20 protein-coding genes and 1 pseudogene are annotated in these 19734 nt (G+C 56.7%); 5 read left to right on the top strand and 16 right to left on the bottom strand.

Translation table 11 applies throughout. The features are described 5' to 3' along the window. Window positions 1–932 precede the first annotated feature (932 nt). The gene (locus tag BLW38_RS14870; RefSeq protein WP_092817980.1) at window positions 933–1310 is read right to left on the bottom strand and encodes a YccF domain-containing protein; all 378 of its coding nucleotides are present in this window, start codon (window positions 1308–1310) and stop codon (window positions 933–935) included. A gap of 301 nt (window positions 1311–1611) precedes the next feature. Then, window positions 1612–1921: pseudogene (locus tag BLW38_RS16885) on the bottom strand (transcriptional regulator); the annotation flags it as partial. 826 nt (window positions 1922–2747) lie between these two features. On the opposite strand from BLW38_RS16885, the gene BLW38_RS14860 reads away from it, so the two are divergent. Continuing rightward, window positions 2748–4127: a Cdc6/Cdc18 family protein gene (locus tag BLW38_RS14860; protein ID WP_092817983.1), complete on the top strand. Its 1380-nt coding sequence runs from the start codon at window positions 2748–2750 to the stop codon at window positions 4125–4127. Window positions 4128–4237: 110 nt separating this feature from the next. On the opposite strand, the gene BLW38_RS14855 is transcribed toward BLW38_RS14860, so the two are convergent. The 8 genes from BLW38_RS14855 to BLW38_RS14820 all read right to left on the bottom strand — a co-directional run bounded on the left by BLW38_RS14855 (window position 4238) and on the right by BLW38_RS14820 (window position 12063). Continuing rightward, window positions 4238–6406, bottom strand: coding sequence for a type B DNA-directed DNA polymerase (locus tag BLW38_RS14855; RefSeq protein WP_092817979.1), 2169 nt, complete (start codon window positions 6404–6406; stop codon window positions 4238–4240). A 270-nt stretch (window positions 6407–6676) separates the two neighbouring features. Further along, window positions 6677–7030: a hypothetical protein gene (locus tag BLW38_RS14850; protein ID WP_092817978.1), complete on the bottom strand. Its 354-nt coding sequence runs from the start codon at window positions 7028–7030 to the stop codon at window positions 6677–6679. A 17-nt stretch (window positions 7031–7047) separates the two neighbouring features. After that, window positions 7048–7464: an HVO_A0114 family putative DNA-binding protein gene (locus tag BLW38_RS14845; protein ID WP_092817977.1), complete on the bottom strand. Its 417-nt coding sequence runs from the start codon at window positions 7462–7464 to the stop codon at window positions 7048–7050. Between the two features lie 151 nt (window positions 7465–7615). Beyond that, a complete protein-coding gene (locus tag BLW38_RS14840; protein ID WP_092817976.1) occupies window positions 7616–8965 on the bottom strand; it encodes an RNA-guided endonuclease InsQ/TnpB family protein in 1350 nt (449 codons plus the stop codon). 254 nt (window positions 8966–9219) lie between these two features. Beyond that, complete coding sequence (locus tag BLW38_RS14835) at window positions 9220–9576, bottom strand: calcium-binding protein (protein ID WP_092817982.1); 357 nt, start codon at window positions 9574–9576, stop codon at window positions 9220–9222. 222 nt (window positions 9577–9798) lie between these two features. Beyond that, the gene (locus BLW38_RS14830) at window positions 9799–10890 is read right to left on the bottom strand and encodes a tetratricopeptide repeat protein (RefSeq protein WP_092817975.1); all 1092 of its coding nucleotides are present in this window, start codon (window positions 10888–10890) and stop codon (window positions 9799–9801) included. Window positions 10891–10946: 56 nt separating this feature from the next. Then, the gene (locus BLW38_RS14825) at window positions 10947–11738 is read right to left on the bottom strand and encodes a hypothetical protein (RefSeq protein ID WP_092817974.1); all 792 of its coding nucleotides are present in this window, start codon (window positions 11736–11738) and stop codon (window positions 10947–10949) included. Next, a complete protein-coding gene (locus BLW38_RS14820) occupies window positions 11731–12063 on the bottom strand; it encodes a hypothetical protein (RefSeq protein WP_092817973.1) in 333 nt (110 codons plus the stop codon). The genes BLW38_RS14825 and BLW38_RS14820 overlap by 8 nt, the downstream gene beginning before the upstream one ends. A 229-nt stretch (window positions 12064–12292) precedes the next feature. Between BLW38_RS14820 and BLW38_RS14815 the strand changes: the two genes are divergently transcribed. Continuing rightward, window positions 12293–13255 carry a hypothetical protein gene (locus BLW38_RS14815; protein WP_092817972.1) on the top strand — a complete coding sequence of 321 codons (963 nt, stop codon included), beginning with the start codon at window positions 12293–12295 and terminating at the stop codon, window positions 13253–13255. 69 nt (window positions 13256–13324) lie between these two features. Here BLW38_RS14815 and BLW38_RS14810 read toward each other — a convergent pair whose 3' ends face one another. Then, the gene (locus BLW38_RS14810) at window positions 13325–13993 is read right to left on the bottom strand and encodes a DUF7509 family protein (protein ID WP_092817971.1); all 669 of its coding nucleotides are present in this window, start codon (window positions 13991–13993) and stop codon (window positions 13325–13327) included. A gap of 112 nt (window positions 13994–14105) precedes the next feature. Here BLW38_RS14810 and BLW38_RS14805 point away from each other — a divergent pair, with 112 nt between their 5' ends. Further along, window positions 14106–14498: a winged helix-turn-helix domain-containing protein gene (locus BLW38_RS14805; RefSeq protein WP_092817970.1), complete on the top strand. Its 393-nt coding sequence runs from the start codon at window positions 14106–14108 to the stop codon at window positions 14496–14498. A gap of 117 nt (window positions 14499–14615) precedes the next feature. Here the strand turns inward: BLW38_RS14805 and BLW38_RS14800 are convergent, their stop codons facing one another. From BLW38_RS14800 to BLW38_RS14790, 3 genes are read right to left on the bottom strand one after another with little or no spacing between them, the layout of a single operon-like run. Next, on the bottom strand, window positions 14616–15263 hold the full coding sequence (locus BLW38_RS14800) for a ribonuclease H-like domain-containing protein (RefSeq protein ID WP_092817969.1): 648 nt from the start codon (window positions 15261–15263) through the stop codon (window positions 14616–14618). Next, entirely contained in the window at window positions 15260–15574 is a 315-nt protein-coding gene (locus BLW38_RS14795) for a hypothetical protein (protein WP_092817981.1), read from the bottom strand. Before BLW38_RS14795 ends, BLW38_RS14800 begins: the two co-directional genes overlap by 4 nt. Before the next feature lie 2 nt (window positions 15575–15576). After that, window positions 15577–16527, bottom strand: a complete 951-nt coding sequence (locus BLW38_RS14790; RefSeq protein ID WP_177167539.1) for a hypothetical protein — start codon at window positions 16525–16527, stop codon at window positions 15577–15579. 721 nt (window positions 16528–17248) lie between these two features. On the opposite strand from BLW38_RS14790, the gene BLW38_RS14785 reads away from it, so the two are divergent. Next, the gene (locus tag BLW38_RS14785; protein WP_092817967.1) at window positions 17249–17956 is read left to right on the top strand and encodes a hypothetical protein; all 708 of its coding nucleotides are present in this window, start codon (window positions 17249–17251) and stop codon (window positions 17954–17956) included. 140 nt (window positions 17957–18096) lie between these two features. Here the strand turns inward: BLW38_RS14785 and BLW38_RS14780 are convergent, their stop codons facing one another. Then, complete coding sequence (locus BLW38_RS14780; RefSeq protein ID WP_143040916.1) at window positions 18097–18423, bottom strand: hypothetical protein; 327 nt, start codon at window positions 18421–18423, stop codon at window positions 18097–18099. A 280-nt stretch (window positions 18424–18703) separates the two neighbouring features. Between BLW38_RS14780 and BLW38_RS14775 the strand changes: the two genes are divergently transcribed. Continuing rightward, window positions 18704–19129, top strand: a complete 426-nt coding sequence (locus BLW38_RS14775) for a hypothetical protein (protein ID WP_092817965.1) — start codon at window positions 18704–18706, stop codon at window positions 19127–19129. A 201-nt stretch (window positions 19130–19330) separates the two neighbouring features. Here the strand turns inward: BLW38_RS14775 and BLW38_RS16030 are convergent. After that, on the bottom strand, window positions 19331–19734 hold a 404-nt coding region (locus BLW38_RS16030), incomplete at its 5' end, for a hypothetical protein (protein WP_218143078.1).

Here is a 19734-nt window from a genome sequence, read left to right as displayed (position 1 = left end):
TTCGATTCACTCGACGAACTTACAACGGCAATCGATACCGCTCTTGACCAAATTTCTATCCCAAAAGTGAGCAACTATTTCTAACGTCTACTATAATCTGATGGACACCCCGTGTGCTATTTGATATTGAGGCATTCTGGAAAGTAGTGATTACACACCCCTCGTCCAGAGTGAAAACAGTAGATACAAGAAAGAATTCAGAACAAATTCACCAGTTAATAGGCGATAGAGACGCTATAACGTTCGATCAGTAGAACGAGATTCTGCAGTTTGAGCAAATTTTTCAGCCGAGACAGACCACACCCCTGATTACGAGTGTATCCGCCTTACTACACCCCGTGTTCGAAGTGTAAATATGCCATATTCCAACGGTACAGTTCCACTAAACCGATTTTGTATTTTGGAGGTGATCTATACAACCCTTGGGATGAAACAGACTTACCAGAGACTCCGTGTAAGAGATGAATTGAGTAACAGGTCGAGCGAGAACACCCCGTGTGCAAAATGAAATTCGAACGGTGAACATCAAGAGGGTCAGAGGCTGAACCGATTTTTACATCGATGACGGGGGAGGGAGTGTGACCGTGAACCTCCGTTGAAATCACTCATTACTCGGTCACTGGAAATCGGTTAGCTCTGGCTCACGTGTCCCTGGGAGTTCTTGTTGTACGTCGCGTCCATATGAATCCACAAAAAGTGGAGCGTGATATGCTTCCACCCAGAAAATCCGTTGCGAGTCGGATCACTCACCGTCGTTGGACTGGCGGCACAGCGCTTTTGAGCCAGCGACACGGCTTGCTTAACGACGCGGAAGAGTCGAATGTGACCAACCTCCTCTTCCGCTTCGCTTCCACCTTCAGAGCGACACTATCCCGTCGCCTTCTGTGGACTCAACAGAGTAGACATCACCGACCGGGCAGTGACCGCCAGGATCACCCGTGAAACCGGTACAGTGACGTGACGTATGGCAGCCGGTTGAGCATCCAGATTGCGATCGGGAGCCCCACGATCGTGATGGCGAGGAACGACGCCACGTTCGCCCAAAGCAGACTCAACCACCACCCAACGAGGACGAAGTAGATCGCTCGAACGGCGAGCGAGCGTTGCCCCCGCGCCGATTCAGGCTCCGAAATCGACCGCGGCTCAGCGAGAGTAAGCACCGTCGGTACGAGGTTGATCAGCTTGATACCGATCGGAAGCAGGATGACCGTGATGTTGAGTAGCCACGCAGTGTTGACGACGATCGGTGTTACCCACCAGCCGACGAACACGAACCACAGCGCGCGAACAAGGAGGGATCGTTGTGTCATCAGTTCCGTTAGAGTCCCAGGCGTAAATCCGTATCGTCAAGCCCAGTAGTCTGCGAATCGCTCGGGCGTGAACGACTGCGAAACCGGACGTTCGCAGCTATGAGCGCGAGAAAGGCTACCGTCACCAGGATTCAATCGTCGTTCGATACTGCAAGACAAATACCGATGTGTTGTATGATTCTTTGGTTTGTTGAGATGAATATTCAGCGGACGGCTTGTTTTGGAACACGTGGGGTCGTATTGTCCCATATCAGTGCATCGAGTACGTCCACGAGATCGTCGATTCGCTCGTCGAATACGTTCAACGGGTGCGTGTCGAGAAACTCGGCTGTCTCTCGCTGTACTGTTCCTCCGCGGTGATTAATCCTTGAAACGTGTCTTGTGCGCGGAGGAGCTTGTGCTCCTCGAGGAACTGTCGACTGCTCCATTGATCCTATAAATTTGTACGGGAGATCGTTTTGCCGACGGTCCTCTGGCAGGAGCACTTCTTCGACGAGACAAGCGTCAACGAGCTGCTGGTGGTACTAGCGAATCGTCGTCTGGCTCTTGCTCGGGTTGACGTAGTCGAGTTCCGTCAGCGTTGGTAGTTCCAACGGATGCCCGAGGATGTCACAACTACGTACGTGATACCCAGTCCGGCATAGACGTCTTCATTTTCAAACTTCATCAACTATGCCGATCCATCGACCTCGGAAATATAGTTACAAGCCCACGCCATCTGTTGGAATTAGGCTTAAGTTATCACTGGGGATCATCAGTGCGGTAGTCGTGACTCGTCGACGTTGTAGAACAGACATCACTTGGATAGCTCCCCCACCCCCGGGGTTGTCCGCAATTCATCAATGTAGGTTAGGGAAGGAAACTCACAAACTACGTAGCTGAGCCGGAGCCGCTCGAACTGGTAACTAGCTGTCGATGGCCGATAACAGCTTTCTCGGATGCTCTAGCAACCTTTCCACGTTAGCGTTGTCTGACGGATACGTTCGACGAGGAGAGGACGGGTATCCCAACCCCCGCCCCCGGGGATGTCTGTAATTCTATGGAAGGAGTGTATCGGGACGGAAACGATACAGTACTCATAGTACTTGAATAGTTGTAGTTGTAGCTGTAAAACACCGATCTAACCACTCTACCTACTATATACTACTACTAATAGAAAGATTTATTATATACATTACCCAGCAATCGGCAATGTCACCCTGAATCGGCTATTTCTCCTGAAATCAACCCATCTGAGCTGACTATCCCCACCCCACCATTTCTCGAATAATTGCGGACAACCCCGGGGGGCCGGGTAGGTTCCTGCCCAAAGGAACTGTATGAATAATCTACGTGTCCCCGAAACAGGGTATTCCGGACGAGGTGGGGGGTTACTCGGACAAGCCGGACATTACGGACACGGGGGTTTATGTGGGTCGGGTACACGAAATATGCACGATGGACTCGTCTCCGTACTCGACGACCTCCGAAATCTTCGCGGTCGGCGGTGAGGACTATCTCAAAGAGGGCCACACCCCGACGACGCTGCCGGAGCGGCAGGACGAAATCTTGAAGCTTCGACGGTCGTTGAAGCCCGCAGCCCGTGGCGCCGGCGCCGAGAACACGTTCCTCTCGGGGAAGGCTGGCCAGGGGAAGACAGCGGCCGCGAAGGCCGAGTTGGCCGAACTAGAGGCATTTGCCGACGCTCAGAACCTTGACCTGACAACCGTGTTCTTCTCCTGTGAGGGGATCTCCTCAAGCTACACGCTCGCGTGTGGACTCTGTGAGGAACTCGGTACCGAGAACCCCAATGGACATCCGATGCAGAAGGTACTCGACCACCTCTGGGACGCGATGAACGAGATCGGTGGGACCGTCATCATCGTTCTCGACGAGATCGACAATCTCGGTACGGACGACAAAATCCTCTACTCACTCCCTCGTGCACGGGATAAGGACTACGTCAACGACGATGTCTATCCATCGATAATAGGCATCAGCAACGATCTCCAATGGCGTGATAACCTCGACCCTGCCGCAAAAGACAGCCTCTACGACGACTCGATTTTCTTTGCGCCCTACGATGCGAACGAACTCCGCGACATCCTATCCCGCCGTGCGAGCAAGGCATTCCGTGACACATCGCTCGTGTATGAGACACCCGAGGGCGAGGAATTCGAGATCAATATCGATCTGGATGACGACGATGGCTCGCTTGCCAAGGCCTTCGACGAAATAAACGCCGATCGGACCGATTGTACGCTCCTCCGTATCGATTCAGAAGTCCTATCTGACGACGTGATTCCGCTCTGTGCAGCATACGCTGCACAGGACAAAGGGAGCGCCCGCCAGGCGATCAAGTACCTCCGAAAAGCTGCCGCAATCGCCGAGTCTGAGGGTGATGCACGTGTCGAAGAAAAGCACGTCCGAACCGCTCAGGGCGAAGCTGAGCGAGAGCTCATCATTGAAGGGATGGAGCAGCTCACGACACAGGGCCACCTCGCGCTGGCAGCGGTGACGATTCTCGAACTCGCAGGCCACTCCGGAATTCGGACTCGTGACGTCTATGATGTCTATAAGTCACTTTCAGATCACATTGACGCTGACCGCCTGGCTCAACGTCGGATGCGTGACCATCTCATCGAGCTCGATATGCTGAGCATCATTTATGCCCGGAAATCCGCTTCCGGATCCGTTGGCGGCGAGGCCTACACGTTCGAACTCCGCGTCGAGCCGTCGACGGCCATTGAGGTACTTGAGGCAGTCTCTCGATTCGACTCGATTGACTTCAACGAGCTTGCGAAGAACTGGCTGAACGAACAGCAGACGCTGAGGTAGCAACGGTCGGACCAGCAGTAGTTCGTTACTCATCCCCGGGTGTGTCCGCAATCGACGGAAACGAGAGGATCGAAAATTACGACGGAAACGTGGGGTGGCAGGTCAGTCCGCTATGACAGGTCGCTGGTTGGTCCGAATGAACTCAACGTGGCGTCTTCGAGCGCTGCAAGTTCCTGCTGGATCTCCGCTCGGTCCCAGCCAAGCGGTGATAGCACACTCTCGACAGCTCTGACGAGCTGCGTCTCGTAGTATGAGGGGTCGTAGGAGTCAATTCTTTCGTGGGCGAGGGCGACGCGGTCCCGCGAGGATTTCTCATCGTCGACGACCACGTACTCGATATCCTGTCCTGGATGGACGTCGAGGTCCTGATCGCGAGCCCGTTCGAGTGCCGCCACGTTCCGTGTATTCTGCGTGTAGCCTTCGAGCGGTTTGGAGACGCGATTCCGTTCGACGAGCCGCTCCACAGCAACGTCATCATTATGGAGTTCTTCGATCGCTCTCTCAAGGACTCCGAGCACCGCTTCTGGGGACCGCGTGGCATCGAGCCGGTCAAGACAGTCCCGCTGGACGTCCTCAACGAACGCCGGCGTCGACCGCTGCCGAGCCTCGATGCCTCTGATCTTAAACTCGTCGTCACCAGCCACTTTGCCGAAGTACTTCGTCAACGCGCCGGCATCACTCTCGCGCTGCGGCACAAACGCCACCCAGTCGTAGTGGGCTTCGTGTTCGAGCCGGATCTCGACACGCTTGGTGATCGCCGTCGCGAGTGCCTCGAGGTCTTCGCGAGCACTATCGTCGACATCGGGGTCCGGGGTCACCCAGATGGAGTCGACGATGCCGTGAACAACCCGCCAGCCGCCAGCTTCTAGTCGTTGCTTTGCCGTCAACAAAATCTCGCGAGCGAACGCGTTGATCGTCTCGTGACACTCGATGCGGCCGAACTTCGCGTTGCTGAACCCCTGATACCCGAAGCAGGCGACGAGTATCCACTTCAACGCTCCCGACCGTCCCTCGAGTTCCACCAGTTGGTTCTCGTCGGGATCGGAACGATCCTTCTCGCGACGAATGTCCGCCTTGATCTCGTCGCGAGCGTCGATGATCGGCTGTAGCACGTCGACGAGATAGCCCCGGTCGTCGCAGATCGAGTATCCGAGACCGGGGACGTCGTCACGGTTGCGATGACAATCACACCGGATGACGTCGGGCGACACGTTCCGGGTACAGATGATGTTCGGATACAGGCTCGAGAAATCGAGTTCGTGAACATCCTCGTGCAGGCCGACCTCGGGTGCGAAGATGAATCCGCCGCGGTCGGCGTCGTGGAGCGTCCCCATCGACTTGTAGAACTCGTGACGCCAGGAGTTCCACGGTACGAGGACGTCGCGGTCGTTGGCCTCACAGATCTGGATGGCGGTGAGGACGTTCCCGATCGACGCCCACGCGAGCTCCTGGACGGGCTTTGTCGAGCGCGATACGAGGTCGAGGACGCCGTCGAGGTTCGTCTCCCCGTAGAAGAACGTGTTCGACTCGTCGATGATCACGCGGCCGGGCACGTTGTACCGCGCCGGCGAGTGACCGACGCGACCGTAGCTCGAGTACGTCGACCGGCTCGCGAGCTGTTGGTAGTCGACACCAGGCCATCGACTCAGCGAGAAGTCGTCGACGCCGGCAGCCGTCGCCATCCCGTACAGGGTCGGGACGATCTCGCTCGTCGAGCAGACCAGGACATCTGGATCGTGCGTTTCGAGCGCACCCTGAACGGCGGTCACGATATCCGTCGGCGAGCCGGTGACGGTGTCGCCGGCGACAGACAGCTCCCCATAGACGTCGTTGCTCATTTCGGTCACCGGCACGCTAAGCCGGAGCGTCGACAGCTCGCTCGCTGGCGTCGGATCGGCGCCGGTCTCTAGACAGTATCGGAACTCTCGCGAGAAGTCGACGTTGAAACAGGCGAGATCCCCGACTGGATAGGCCGACAGCTGGCGCGCTTGCCGGGCGAGTGGAGTGACGCGGTCGATGTGGGCGACGTCGACCGCGAGGACTGTCTCCTCGTCTCGTCGAAAGCCCGGCCGTCGCGCAACCAGTTCGGTCGCGACGACGTCCGGTTGCTGATCGTACACCGACTGGAGGGTCGTGAGGTCGAGGTCGGCATCAGGGTCGCGAGGGGCGATGTAGAAGCGTGGGGTATAGTCATGGCGCTCGGTCGCGACGGTGCCGTCGGCGGTTGCCTCCCACTCCAGGACGCGGCCGTCGTCAAGGAAGTCGATGGTGAACGACATTTGTTATTCACCAATCCACTGGGCATCCGAATCCGATAAGCGACGGCGTGTCACTTCCGGGCTTCAGCAAACGGGCTCGAAAAGCGTCCTCAACGCCATATTCTAGCTTGTTGTCCGTCGTCGTCCGCTTCCGGAACGGTTTCCGGAATCCGTTAGTCGACGTTAACCAACACATCCGGGGATACGCACCGAATGTTGGTTAAGACGTAGCAATGTAACAGCTGCCGTGGATATACTGTGAAAGCCGCTTTGTTGACGAACCCCTTCGCTTCACTCTTGACGACAAACCCCGCCGTCGTAGAAGGAATCATCGCTTGGGAGATCGTCCTTGAGTTCGGGTATGGCGGATGACTGGTCAATCGATTCTCGGAGGAATTTCAGGCGCATCGCTTCCTCACGGCCGAGAATCGTTTCGACGGTATCGTAGTCGGTGCGCCCGTCGTAGTAGGCGTTGCTCAATCGCCGGCGGAACGTTTCCTCGTTTGCGAGTTCGTCGAGTTTGTTCTCTATGGCGTCGATGAGAAGCTGGGTTCGTGGGATATCGAGAACCTCAGCGACGGTATCGATGCGTTCGACGAGAGACTTCGGAGCGTCGAACTCGACCCGGGTTTTCTCTTCGGACATTGCTCTGCGTGCTGGGACTATGCGCTCACCGATGCTTCATCCCCATCGATATCGTTGATGAGTGGGTAGTCAATGTGCATCTCGATCCGGTCGAACGGGACGGTGGGTTGCATTGCCCCGCCGGGGCCGCCTTCTTTCAGTTCAAGAATACCCAGCGTTTCCAAGTGCTTCAGATCCGAATGGACGTCGGACACATCACGGTCAACGAGACGGGCGGCCTCCCGCATACTTTCGGGTGCGTGTTCGGCGATCGCCTGAATGAGTTCGAGACGGAGCGGGGTGAGGCTGTCGACGAGATCGTCGTAGGTTCCGAACTGGAGTGTCGCCGCCCCGTCCTGGTTGTCGAGCGTGTCCGTCTCGGCGGCGTGGACGAACTGGAGTGCGTCCTCACGGAGCTGTTCTCGGTCGCCAACGGTGATGTGGAGCGTGGTCATTTTTGGAGTGTAGTGGTGGCGGGTGGTGTATGGTCAGTACGGCCGCGGCGGATCGCCGCCGACGGCCTCCCAGTACTCGTCTGCGCTCGCCCAGAAGTCGACGAATGACATCCTCCGCGCCCTGAAGGGCGCGGTTTCCTCCGTGGGAGTCTCAGCCGGGCTGAGAGCCCCCGGAGGCAACATTCCCGTCCCGGTGGACGGTACTCCGGTCTGTGCGCTGTTCGTTGGGACGTTCGTGAGGGTGTGGTTTCCCCGACCAGGTGTGGTCGTCCCACTTGAACCGCACGGGCCGTGCCATCGGCCTGACTGCCTGTTTTGTCTGCCGCTTCAGGAACGTTGCTGACGCTGTCAGGTCGGCGTGCCCCTCGAACCCACACGGACAGGTGAGCGTGTCCTTATGCCGTGTGGTCCGATCTGTCGAACCGCACTGCGGGCACTCTTGGCTGGTCCACGCCTCCGACCGGACTTCAACGGAGATACCGTATTCTTCAGCGGTACACGCCAGCCGTTCGGTGAAGTGCTTGAACGCCCAGAAGTTGTGAGTCTTCGCGTTGGTTTCGACCGACCAATGCGTGTCCAGCACGTCGGTCAACCCACCGACATATACCGTATCCACGCCGTCCTCATACAACCGGTCCAGCAGGGCACGACACAACGCCTCTTGAGCGTGATCGCGGCGACGGGTTCGCTTACGGTACAGCCGCCGGATACGCTCGCTATTGTATCGGCCTTCCGGTAGCTTGGACTGCAACTCAGCAATGTGGCGGGTCGTATCGCGAAACCGCTGGAACAACGCACGGCCCTCGTACAGATATTGTTCCCCGGTCGTGGTGGTACAGGCGACGAGAGTGTTCGCACCAATATCCAGAGCGGCCGTCTCTGCGGCCAGTGGAGTCGCCCGTGCAGCCTCGGAAACAGTCACGGGCTGCGAAGCTCGGAAGGTGCTCTCAGTCTCGTCGTACCACAGGTCTAACCGGCCTTGCTTTTCGTAGTCGGGCCAATTGGGAGCGCCAGCGATTTCAAGTCGGAGACGGCCGGGATGGTCGTACCTCTCTTTCAACTCGCTCCCGACCAGTATCTCAAGCCGAGAACACTCACCCCACTCGACGGTGTAGGAGGTGTTGCGAATGACGGTTCGGAGGTGTCGGCCACCGTCCTCGTTGCCACGGAACCCTGGTGGGTCCGGGTGTTCCGTGACCGACGTGTTCGACTCATCGTGGTACTGGGCTTTCACGCGGAAGAACGCCCGCCACGCTTCGCTGTTCTTCCGGATTACCTGTTGGGCGGTCGACGCACCAAGCACGCCTTTGTATCGCCCTTCGAGACGGCCTGTGTCAGCGTCCCAGACGTCGCCCTCGAAGCCGTCTTCGTCGTTGTACCGCATGAGGCGCTGGTAATTGACCTCATTCCAGAGCGCGGCGGAAGCGTCCAACAGGTCCCGGAGCAGTCGCTCTCCAGTCGCGGAGAGCGGGCGCACGGCGAACGTGTTGGTCCGCTTCATCTACCACCTACCGGTGCGTTCCGTCGAAAGGTAAACACTGCCCAGCCAGAGTGAAAGTGAAACTGGAGTCGCTACGGTGGAGACTCACGACCGGCAGGAATACGACGGTCTCTCAGCAGATCGGACGCGATTCACGCCCGCCCTGTTCGGGTCTCGGTTCCGACAGCCGTCGGAACACTCACCCCTCACGGGAAGGGCGGGACTCTCTCGCTGTTGAAAGGTAGTTGGGGATTTTCTATCGAGGGGCTTGGTTGTCAGCGATCGAGCCAGTACTGCCAGTCTGCGATCGCTTGGTCCGTGTTACTACTGGCTTCGATCGGCTCCAGTTGCTCCAGTGGTACGCCAAGTTCTCTGCCCATCCACTCGATCGTCACGAACATCTGGCTGAGAGTCGGATCTGTCGGGGACATCCCAACTACGCGTACTGTTTCGCCTTCCTCTAGCGGTGACTCCTCTCGCTCGGTGACACAGCGTGCTTCGAACGGGAAGTCCATCGTGTCGTCCAGATACGCGTACCATCCCCACGCTTGCTCTTCAGGGCTGTAAGTATCGACGATGATCCGCATCTTGATGCGCTCTTCCCGCTCCTCGTCCTTCTCGACCCGCGTTATGCTGACCAATACGCATCCTGACTTCAAGATATTCGGGGAGGCCGAAACCACCTATCGACCGATGCAGGACGCGCTCCATCCTGACCGGAGGACAGATCCGATTTAATGGACAAATTAACCAACAGATGCGCGTCATATCTGCACACTGTTGGTTAAGAAGGAGGAATGGATTGTCTGATGACGAGTTTGGGCCTCGGATGTGAACCAGTCGACAGAGACCACCTATCCCTCTTGTGTCTCGGACGTGTCCACGTCAGCCAATCGGCGTTCGAGTTCGCCGATCCGGTCAGAGACGGCTGATGGCTGTTCGAGGGAACCTTCGGCGTCTAGGGCCTGCTGGTACAGTTTGGCAGCGCGTTCCAACTCTTCGACTGTTGGCTCGTCAGCTTCATCCTGCCAGTAGCTATCTGCGAGTTTCTTGTACGCCCAGGGATCTTTGGGATAGTCTCGAATGAGCGTCTCGAACTCGTTTCTGCTCTCGTCCAGTCGTCCCAGCTCTGTCAGCGAATCAGCGATGAAGTGGCGGAAATCAAGGAATAGCTCGTCAGGTGCATCCGGAAACTGAGTGCAGACCTCCCGACAGAATTTGAGGCGTCGCTCGTGATAGGTCGGATCGTCCGCTGCCAGGGTAGCAAGGTCGCTGTCGACCGACCGCAGGAATGCTTCGAGCGAGAGCACATTCGGGAGGTGATCGTCAGCGGCCACAAGTGTCGTGATGTCGTCCGGTGTGACGGCGATAATGGTTTCCCAGGCAGTCAGCCACCGCTGGCAAGCTTCGGCGTCGTCCCCCTGATCCCGGAGTTCTCGACCTTCCTGTACCAGGTCGTAGATCTGCTCCTGATAGGGGAGATCGGGTGCCCACCGGCTCCAGAGGACTTCAGCTGCCATCCAGATGAAATCTTGGTCGTACCCCGACGCGTCGACGTCATGGTCGGTTTCCCACTGGTCGGCGAGGGCTATCGCGGAGTCAACCTCGGCCGCACGGTCACGGAACGACTTCTCAGTCGTATCGATACCGTGCTCGGCAAGCTTGTCCCGAATTTCCTCCGTCGATAGTGCTTGTACGTCATGCAATTCCCACCGCTCACCCGCATTGCGGTCGGTCCCCAGGGACATGTGTACCGCTTCGTCCGCGTCTTGCTGGGCACGGGTGGTATCGTCGTCGTTTTCTTCGAGGTCGTGGTCGTCGATGTACTGGTCAACCCGCTTGGTGTCGATCCGCCCCAGTTCGTCATACTCGTGGGCCTCATAGAGATGTTTGCGGATCTCGGATTCGTCCGCGAAGGATTGCTCGCAGTACGGGCAGTTAGCCATTGGCTGCGTGTTCGAGAAGTGTGGTGAAAAAGAGCGGGGCACCCGTCTGCTCGTGACTATTGTTCGGGCCGTTTTTCGTCGATAATCGCGGCTGTCTCGGTCGTTGCGATTGGGTCACGTTTTTCGAGGAGATTCTCGATCTCCCCTGAATCGTATACCTCCTTGACGATGCAGTAGTAGTGAGAGGGGGTTCCAAAATCGTAGACCATGCTGAGCCGGTCCCCCTTCCAGAGCGCTGCACGTTCGGCGATATCGGCAATCGTCATCTCGCTTGCCTTCCTGTATGAGGGATCGTCGACTTCAGCGAACTGGAGGTCTGGGATAACGTTGAGTGTTGAGTCGAGGTACTCGTCTTCGAGTCCGTACATGCGAAGATGGAGATCATCGAGCGTCGTGAACCGGCAGACAAGTGCATCGAGTTCTGCCATCGTTGTCTTGGGTCTGACGACGATGTCGTACCACTCTTCGCGGGCCCGGCCCTTCTGCTTCCATCGCAAGCGATACCCGACTTTTCCGATGCGTTCGTCGATGTCATCGCATTCGTGCTGTTCTCCTCGCTCAGCGTGTTCTACTACCGCTGTCCAGCAATACGAACATACCTGGTCAGGCGCATCACCTTCGAATGCCGTCTTGTCGACACCTTTCCAATCGGCGTAGTCCCGAAGTGTGATGTACTCGCTTGCGGGTGAGCGTGTACTCCGGTCACACAGCTTTTTACCCGGTAAGTCCTGTCGAGGTGCGTACGGCGACTTGCCCGTTGAGTCTGCTTCAAGGTCGACAACGTGGTCGACAGTACCCACTTGGCTGACTTCGATTACGAATCGATCTGTGGTATCTGTGTCAGTCATGGTCTTCGGTATCCTGTTGTCCTTCAAACTCAACGAGAACTGCATCGGTGGTCGCCAGTAGTTCATCGAGGAATGCTGTGATGAGATCATCGGGGTCGCGAGGAAGGCCATCCGGTGGCTCTTCCCAGAGTTCGACTGTAAATTCCCGCGCTGCCGTTGCCTGTCCCTCACTGGCGATAACCATCAGAATCGCGTGCTGATAGATCACGATCGTCCGCTGGTCGTCGACGTCGAGATACTCGATTGCGGCTGCCTCGAGTGCTGTCGGAAGATTCACCGGCTCATCCACCGTGCAATGCTGGACCGGCTCATTCTCATCCGTCATAGCCGATTTTACTACCCGTTCGTACAAGTATGCGCGTGGCTTCGGCGACAGCTCGTCCGCTTCGCTGTTGATGCGGGTATGCGTACCGACAGTATTGATGAGTTGTTCGGAGAGAGTGGATTCGCTATCGGGGTGTACGCCAGTGTGATGAGCTTCTGTCGACAGCTCTGTCCACCCTGCAATCTGGACGAACTGGGGATTTTAAGCTCTCAGCAGCGAGAGTATCGGTATGTCGTTCAGTGAGAACTGGCACACGCTCCTTGAAGCGGCCGAGGAGCGTTCTCCGGAGGCCACTCTCATCACACCGCTTTCTCACACCCAGTTTCGTATTACCGACACACAGGAATACCGCGTCATCATCGAAATTCTGGACTCGGATGATTCTCAGCCGCTCCAGCGCGACCAGTTCGAAACGCTCTATCGACGCGTTCAGGATGCGGGTGGCGGCTTTGAGCTGGACCGGCTTCCCCCGGATGCCGAACCCTATGCTGCCGTGCTAACGCTTCATCCGCAATTCGAGATTGACGAAGACGCTGGGATCCTCGTTGAAACGGACGCCCCGACTGCCACCCAGGTGATTGGTGAGGGCCCTACCGAGACTGACGATAGAACTGAGCCGGATGTCGGCGTCTATGCTGATGCACTCCTGTTGATCGATGAATTAGAACGCCACGATCCGACCAGCATGGACACCCTGGATACGGAGACACTCATCGATCTTTACACGCTACTCTCGGACGTGCAACGTGGCGCGAACGACCTTCGGAAAGACATCGCCGATACCCTCCTTGATCGAGTCCATCACGACCAGCCAGTTCATGCCCAGTACGGCTCCGTCCAACGAACTTCGCGCCGGTCGAAGTCACTGAAGGACGACACAGAGGTCCTCGCTGCGTTGGAGGACGCCGGTATCGATCAGGATCGTGTCCTCGGAGTCGACCCGGACAAGGTCGATGACGCACTTGACGTGACTGACCTCCACGAGCAGGACGTTTACGATATCGACGAGCGGGCGTACGTCAGGAAAGCCGACGTCAACGAGGACGTGAAAGAGACGCGATTGCAGGGATTAAAGGACCGACTCGCGGCCACTGAAAGCGAGGAGGCAGATGTCCTCCGTAGTGAGATCGAAGACTTGGAAGACCGAATCGACGAACTCACGAGCTTTCGAACTGGTTCCGAGGTACAATGAGTATCGCTCTCGGGTGACTCTCGCAGCAGCTCCGGCGAAGAGGTCTTCCCGGGGTGACCGCGAGTCCGATCAGTCCAGACGGTCGAGCGAGCCATAGAGCTCTTCGTTCTGAATGTGAGTACAGAACTGCGCGCAGAGCCGACAGCAGTCCGCGGCATCGGTGAACGTCCGGACACTGGCGTCCCAGCGCGCGTGGACGGCGCCAAGCATCGCACTTCGAACCGATGGTTCGGTCGCGACCATAACCCGACGCGCACGCGCTGGTGACGTTGCATCGGCCGCCGGCCCCTGCATTCCAGCTGTCGACAGAATATCCTCAAGGACGCTCCCGATCTCGATCCCGACACCGAGATTGTCGCCGACCTGTGGAGCGATGAAGATCGTTGCATTACTCGCTTGCGCAAAGGCGATACTCTGTGTGGCGGCATCCATCTCATCGAGCGGAATCCCGACGTCGATTGCGAGAAAGGCATTAAACCCGCGGTCGCGGAGGCAGTCCCGCGTCTTCTGCAGGAGCCGCAAGACCTCGTCTTCGGCGTACTCGCCGCTGCTCTCGTCCCACGTCGCAAACGATGGGGCATCGGTTTCCACATCAGCGTCCGTCGGCAGCAACGCGTCGACATCGAACGTTCGGTATGGGCCCATCAGATAGACGAGAAACTGTTCCCGCCGGACTGGGGAGAGCGCTTCCGAATCACCGGCGGCACGGGGGAGATTGTCGATAATCCGTTGCCGCATTCGACTCGTCGATTCGGAACGGTAGTATATAAATATCGGTGATTTCAGGAATATTCTAGTCGAGAACGACTAAGTACGTGGCGTCCCAACGTAAGACCTGAGGCACCCTCAAATGTCCGAAACCGATCGCCAACCAACAGGGGAGGTTCGTCAGCCGGACCCACCGCTTCCCGAAGAGAGCGGGCTGACGCTCGAGGAGTACCTCGCGATGCAACAGGCGATCGGCCACCCGACGCGGTTCCGGATCCTCCGCACGCTCGTCGCCAACGAGGAACTGAGTGCTGCCGATCTCAAGGCCGCGGTCGATGTCGAATCCCACAATTTCCACTACCATCTCGACGAACTGGTTGACGTCGGGCTTGTCGACAAGCGCCAGCGACGGACCGCTGACAGCCAGGGCTTTTACACGTACTATCGGCCGACGGCAATGGGGCGAGGTATTCTCGAGCACGGTGTCGAAGAGCTGATGCGCCGTGAACGGGAGTTCAACGACGCCTATTCGTGAACCGCCTCGGGTCAAGCCCCGAGGCACTCGCCTTGCTTATCTGGTAGACTGCCGTAGGATTCTCTGCCCCTATCGGTTATCCAACAATTCCGTTGGGATCCACAGATGTACACAGCCTCACGCCACTGGATCGAGCGATTTCATCGAGAAGTCAGATTTCGAGCAGTACCGCTCTGCTAACCGCATCAAGGCTCGTGTCCGCCGGATATCCGCGACGTTGTGGCGTACGAGCGACTCGAAGTCCCCTTCTTCCCACGCGTCAACCGCTTCCTCGCTGTCGACGAACGGATCGAGTTCGGTTAATCCACTCCCGATGAGTTCCTCGTAGACGGCGGTCAAGGTCTCTCCCGACGTGTTGAACCGTGTCTCGAAGACATCCATCGCGTCGATGTACGGCAGTTCTGTGAACGGCCAGTCGATATCGTGGGAACAGAGCCGCGTGCGGAGGAACGGGAGGTCGAACCCTCCGTTCCATCGTTCGCCATTATACGCGACCAGCTTCACGTCTTGGTGAGTGAGTGTCGATTCGACAAACGCATCCATCTCGCTTAGCAAGGTTCGTTCAGTCTGCTGGACCGATATCGAGACTGAGCTCGCCAATTCTTCGTTGATCTGTGCTTCGAGATTTGACGGCGGTGCTCGCCCGTCCGTATTGAGGAAGATCCGGGAGCCAACGTCCGTGTCGAACCCGATGACAGTCAGCTGGTCGTCGACGTCAAAGCCGGTTGTCTCGATATCGAACGCAACGGTGTCGAGTTCCGTCATTCAGTGGCTCCATCCTGGTGGTGTTCCCGCTCGTGGCTCGCTTCCCGTTGTTCGAGTGCCCGTTCGAGCTCCTCGAGGCGTTCCTCGTGGTCGTCGAGGCGGGCCTCCTGTTCGAGATCGATGCTGAGCAGCGCCGGCAGCAGCGGGTTCTGGTGGTTCAACAGCCCGCTGGCGTCGGCGTGCTCGCGGGCGTACTCGAATAGCCGGTCGAATCGCGGTTGGTCGCGACGGCGGAGCGCCCGCCGGAAATCCGCCCACCGATCCTCGATGGCCCGCAGTGCATCCCGATACGTCGGGTTCGTACGTCCCATCGTCATTGCCCTCCGGCGCCGGTCGCCGTCCACGCATCGAGGAAGGGATTCGCGGTGAGCGATGCCGTCTCACCGTCAGCTGTGACGCCTGTCCCAACGCCCTCTGGGGTCGGCGTCGACGGCGCCGACGTCGTCGGTTCCACGCCGACCTGCGTGGCTCGCGCAGCGAGCAGTTGCCGCCAGTACGCGAACGTGGTCTGGTAGTACGCGCCGTCGTCGACGGGATAGACGAGCGTCTCGAAGTCGTCGCCGACGATTCGTGGTCCCATTTGGGTCTGCTCGCACTCCAAGTGGTGGTCGGCAACCGTCGCGACCGGCTCGGTGAATTCGTTACGTTCGTTTCGGGTAACGAGCACCGGGATGTCGTACCCATCGGCGTAGGTCGCCAACCGGGCAAGGGTTCGGGCCTGGAGGGTTTTCGCGTGGGTCTCGCCGAGGGTATCGTCGGCGCGGTACTGGGCGTCGACGGCCGGCACGACGATGAGGGCGGGCGTGTGGGGCGACGTGTTGTCGTCACGACCTGGTGCCCGTCGACCGGCCGCCCCGGCATCGGTGGTGGACATTTGGATCGACTTGTTCACTGCCGTCGGGTGATCACAGACGGCGCCGTAGTGCTGGTAGGCGGTAAATCCGCGTGCGACGTGGATTCGGTTGAGCAACCGTTGACTAGGGGCGATTTGGGCAAGTGAAGTCGTCGTTGCGTGTCCATTTGCGTCGACCCAGAAGGCGGGCCCGTCGTGCAGGAGGAGATGGTCGAGCACGAGCGACTGCAGGATCGGGACGCCTCGATCGCTGTCGACGTCGAGCAGGGTGACGCCGTTGGTAAGAGGGGGAAGCAGCATCTCGTCCGTGGCTGGGTCAGCGTGATCAACAAGCGTCCGATTGCGGTCAGCGCTCCGTGTTGGCTGATCCACCGTCAATCGGTTCGACGTCGATGTGGAGTGGTCGGGCATACTCGAGTAGATGGTCACGGGCCCGATAAGCCGCGGCGTGACGCTTCCACGTTTCCAGGGGATGGCTGAGAACGGTAGTATCTCGGACTCCGTCTCCGGATTTTGGCGATCGTGCGATTGTTTCCGAGAAGGTTTCCAGAAGTAAGCTTGGGTCGAGTGACTGCGTTAACCAACACGGTAGGTTATTGAAACGGGTTGTTGGTTAAGACTTCGAGAAGATCAGCAACGCTTCGTTTCGCGACTCCGGACGGATGGATAGAGAGACACACCGCTATTGCAAGAGAAGCCCGAAGCACGAAGGGGACTGCTGGGTGTGCGACGCTGAACATACTCGATAACAGCGAGGTGAAAAGCGCCAAGAGAGTGCGTAATCTCCGCATATTTCTATATCTCGCTATTCCACTGAATATGTCAGCACTTTAGGTGGAAGATAGGCTGGTGTTCTTACTCAATATGGCGACGTTCCTCATCAGTGCGCGACGATCGAAGTGACGCGATCGCTTCCGTTGCCGACAACGGACTGCTGAACGAGAATGTGATCGACGTCTCTCGAACGTCCCGCTGGTGGAGGTGGACTGACGAGCTATCGGACGCTGTGTGAATCGTGAGGACGCCAAATTGGGATTTCAGTGCGAGCACGAGATCTTCGATGTGGGGGTCTACTGGGTATATTCCATCCCCAATACGGGGATTTATTTCCTATCCCATCATAGGGGATAGTATGGAAGAAACAACAGCCGCATTCATCCTCAAACGTGCTCCGGGGTGGAAGTCCGCGGAGTACCACCAATTGAGTATGAAACGAACCCTCAACCGTTTCCAAGAAAAGGACTACGACGCCTACGTTGTTGCGAACACCGAATCTGAATTTGGTATGGCAGTGGGGTATCACCTCTACCCCGAAGGTCTAGGTCAGTACGGGTACGACACCGACTTTAAGATCACACCGGACGTCGAACCGCAAGCCCTGGAGAATGTTGATGACGTCGACGAACCCGAGGAGTTCTGTAGGCGATTCTTCGAGGTCTGGAAAGACGAGCTCGTGAACGTGATCACGGCGGACCAGGAGGCGTCCCTGTTCTCCACGAAGGAGTACGCCGCCTACATTGGGCGGTACAACCCCCGGGTCCGCGAGAAAGAGGCAGCCGACGCCCTGGGAATCAGCCTAGGGAATTACCGAGGGAAGGTTGGACGCGCGAAGGAGAAAATCGAGAAGGCCCGCAAAACACTTGATCTCGATGATACAGTGGGTGGGATCGATTCGGTAGACGAGTGGGTCGGTGATTCCTGGTCCGCGCCAACATCCGTGATCGACCGTGTAAACGAAGACCGGCTGCCTGTGCGGGCCAGATGGGGCACCGAGCGAAAGCCGGCTCACGAGCGCTCGGTTGAGCAACTAATCCTCGATGAGGTGGACGATGTCGGGTGATGGCCCGATGTACCAGTGCAAGGACTGCGACTGGAACGGCGACGAGTACCGTGTCGTCAACGACGGGTCGACTGCGGGGACAGCCGTCTGTCCGAAGTGCGAGGGTCAGCTGGCGATCCGGTAGAGGAAGCAAGAAGCGGTTAGGAGGGTGTTGCGGATAACGAACCGCTTCCGTAACCTGCTGCGCTCGCGTATTTTGTGGGTTGGATTTTGAAGTCACAGCGGTACAGCTCCCCAAGAATGTACGCGATACTGACCATCGGGAGCAGCCCTTTATGTGGTTCGAGAAAGTGGCTGAGGATATCGAATGCGTTCTGGGTGAATTCAATCGGAGACAGATCTGACTTGTGGGCCATTCGGGAGATCTCAACTATTGGCTTGTATCCATCCACATCGATACGAACTATGGCTTGATCGATGGCAATCATCTCAAGAACCTCACGGAAGTGGTTTGTCGGATCGACCATATGGGTGAGACCGCATAGAGTTACAAAAGTCCGCTGCCGATCTGTTTGAGAAGTATAGTTTGAAGCAGCGTTTACAGCCACTCGGCTCTGTTGAAATACTCTTCTTCAGATATATTCTTGTCTGGAACAGCTGGTTGCTAAAGAGTGCACATACACTCAATAGATGTCTGATGAATCACGGATACTATTTAATCAGGCAGTTCACGGCGTTGATATGGTATTCAAAACGGCCACGATACGTGTACGGCAGTGTCTCAATAGATACCCTTGGATAATCAATATGCTCGATCATCGACCTCACTGGGCAAGAGTACTTGAGGAGTTACACTATCAACAGTATATCGATGAACAAACTACTTTTGATGAAATAGACGAATCAAACGCCGGCCCACTTGGTCTTTCAGTTGAAGAATACCAAGATGTCATAGAATTCCTAAATGATCACGATCTGATCAATTTCCAACCTGACGAAGGAGAGACTTATGAAGAATTGACTACAGATGGATTCCAGTGGATCAGGGATCGTCAACGGACACAGGCACAGGCCCAGCAGAACCGTGCGACCAGTAAGCTCACTCTCGCACTGCTAATTATTTCTGCTGTCTCATTTTTCACTCTCCCAGATGTCTATACTTGGGGAACCACAGTGGTGTTTGGTTATATTGGGCTCACTGTTGTGTACGACATCATTATCCGCGAGTATTGAACGGTGAAATCAGAACATTGAAATATTTCAATTTAAACTTTGTTCTCTCCTCTATCGGGTTTTTCTATATGCAATTCCTGCTCATCTTGAGCGATTTATGTTCCGTCTGTACTGACCGATTTAGACTGGTATCATTTTCAGTCCAATCTGTCAGAACTACCTATTAGAACAAGCCTCAATGAAGAACAATTTTTCAAGGAGCTAAGTTGGGAAGATAGTTCGGTTCTGGATTCGCCATTTCACTTCCCAAGCAACTTCTCTGTGATAAGCCAAGAGATACGAAAATCCACCAATAAATGTTCCAAGAGCAACCATAGCGACTACGGGGGTAGGTACACCGGCCGTGACCGCTGCAATGACCGCTAAAGTTGGGAGCTGTACAGTGAAATTCCAAAGAATAGGATTAACCTCATATCCGAGATTATAATAGTCATCCGCAACTCCCCAACCTACTGCCATAATTATCCCCATATATCCGATTGGAAATATAACTAAAACAGAAAAAAGACGAACACCTAATACAATGGCTAATGCAATGGGATATGTTTCTAATGACATCCCCAAGACTTGTGGAAAGAGAGAGAATAATGGCAAAGTGAGTCCTA

It is taken from the genome of Halopenitus malekzadehii (assembly GCF_900108505.1).
GTDB lineage: Archaea > Halobacteriota > Halobacteria > Halobacteriales > Haloferacaceae > Halopenitus > Halopenitus malekzadehii.
This window is presented reverse-complemented; position numbering and strand designations above follow the sequence as displayed.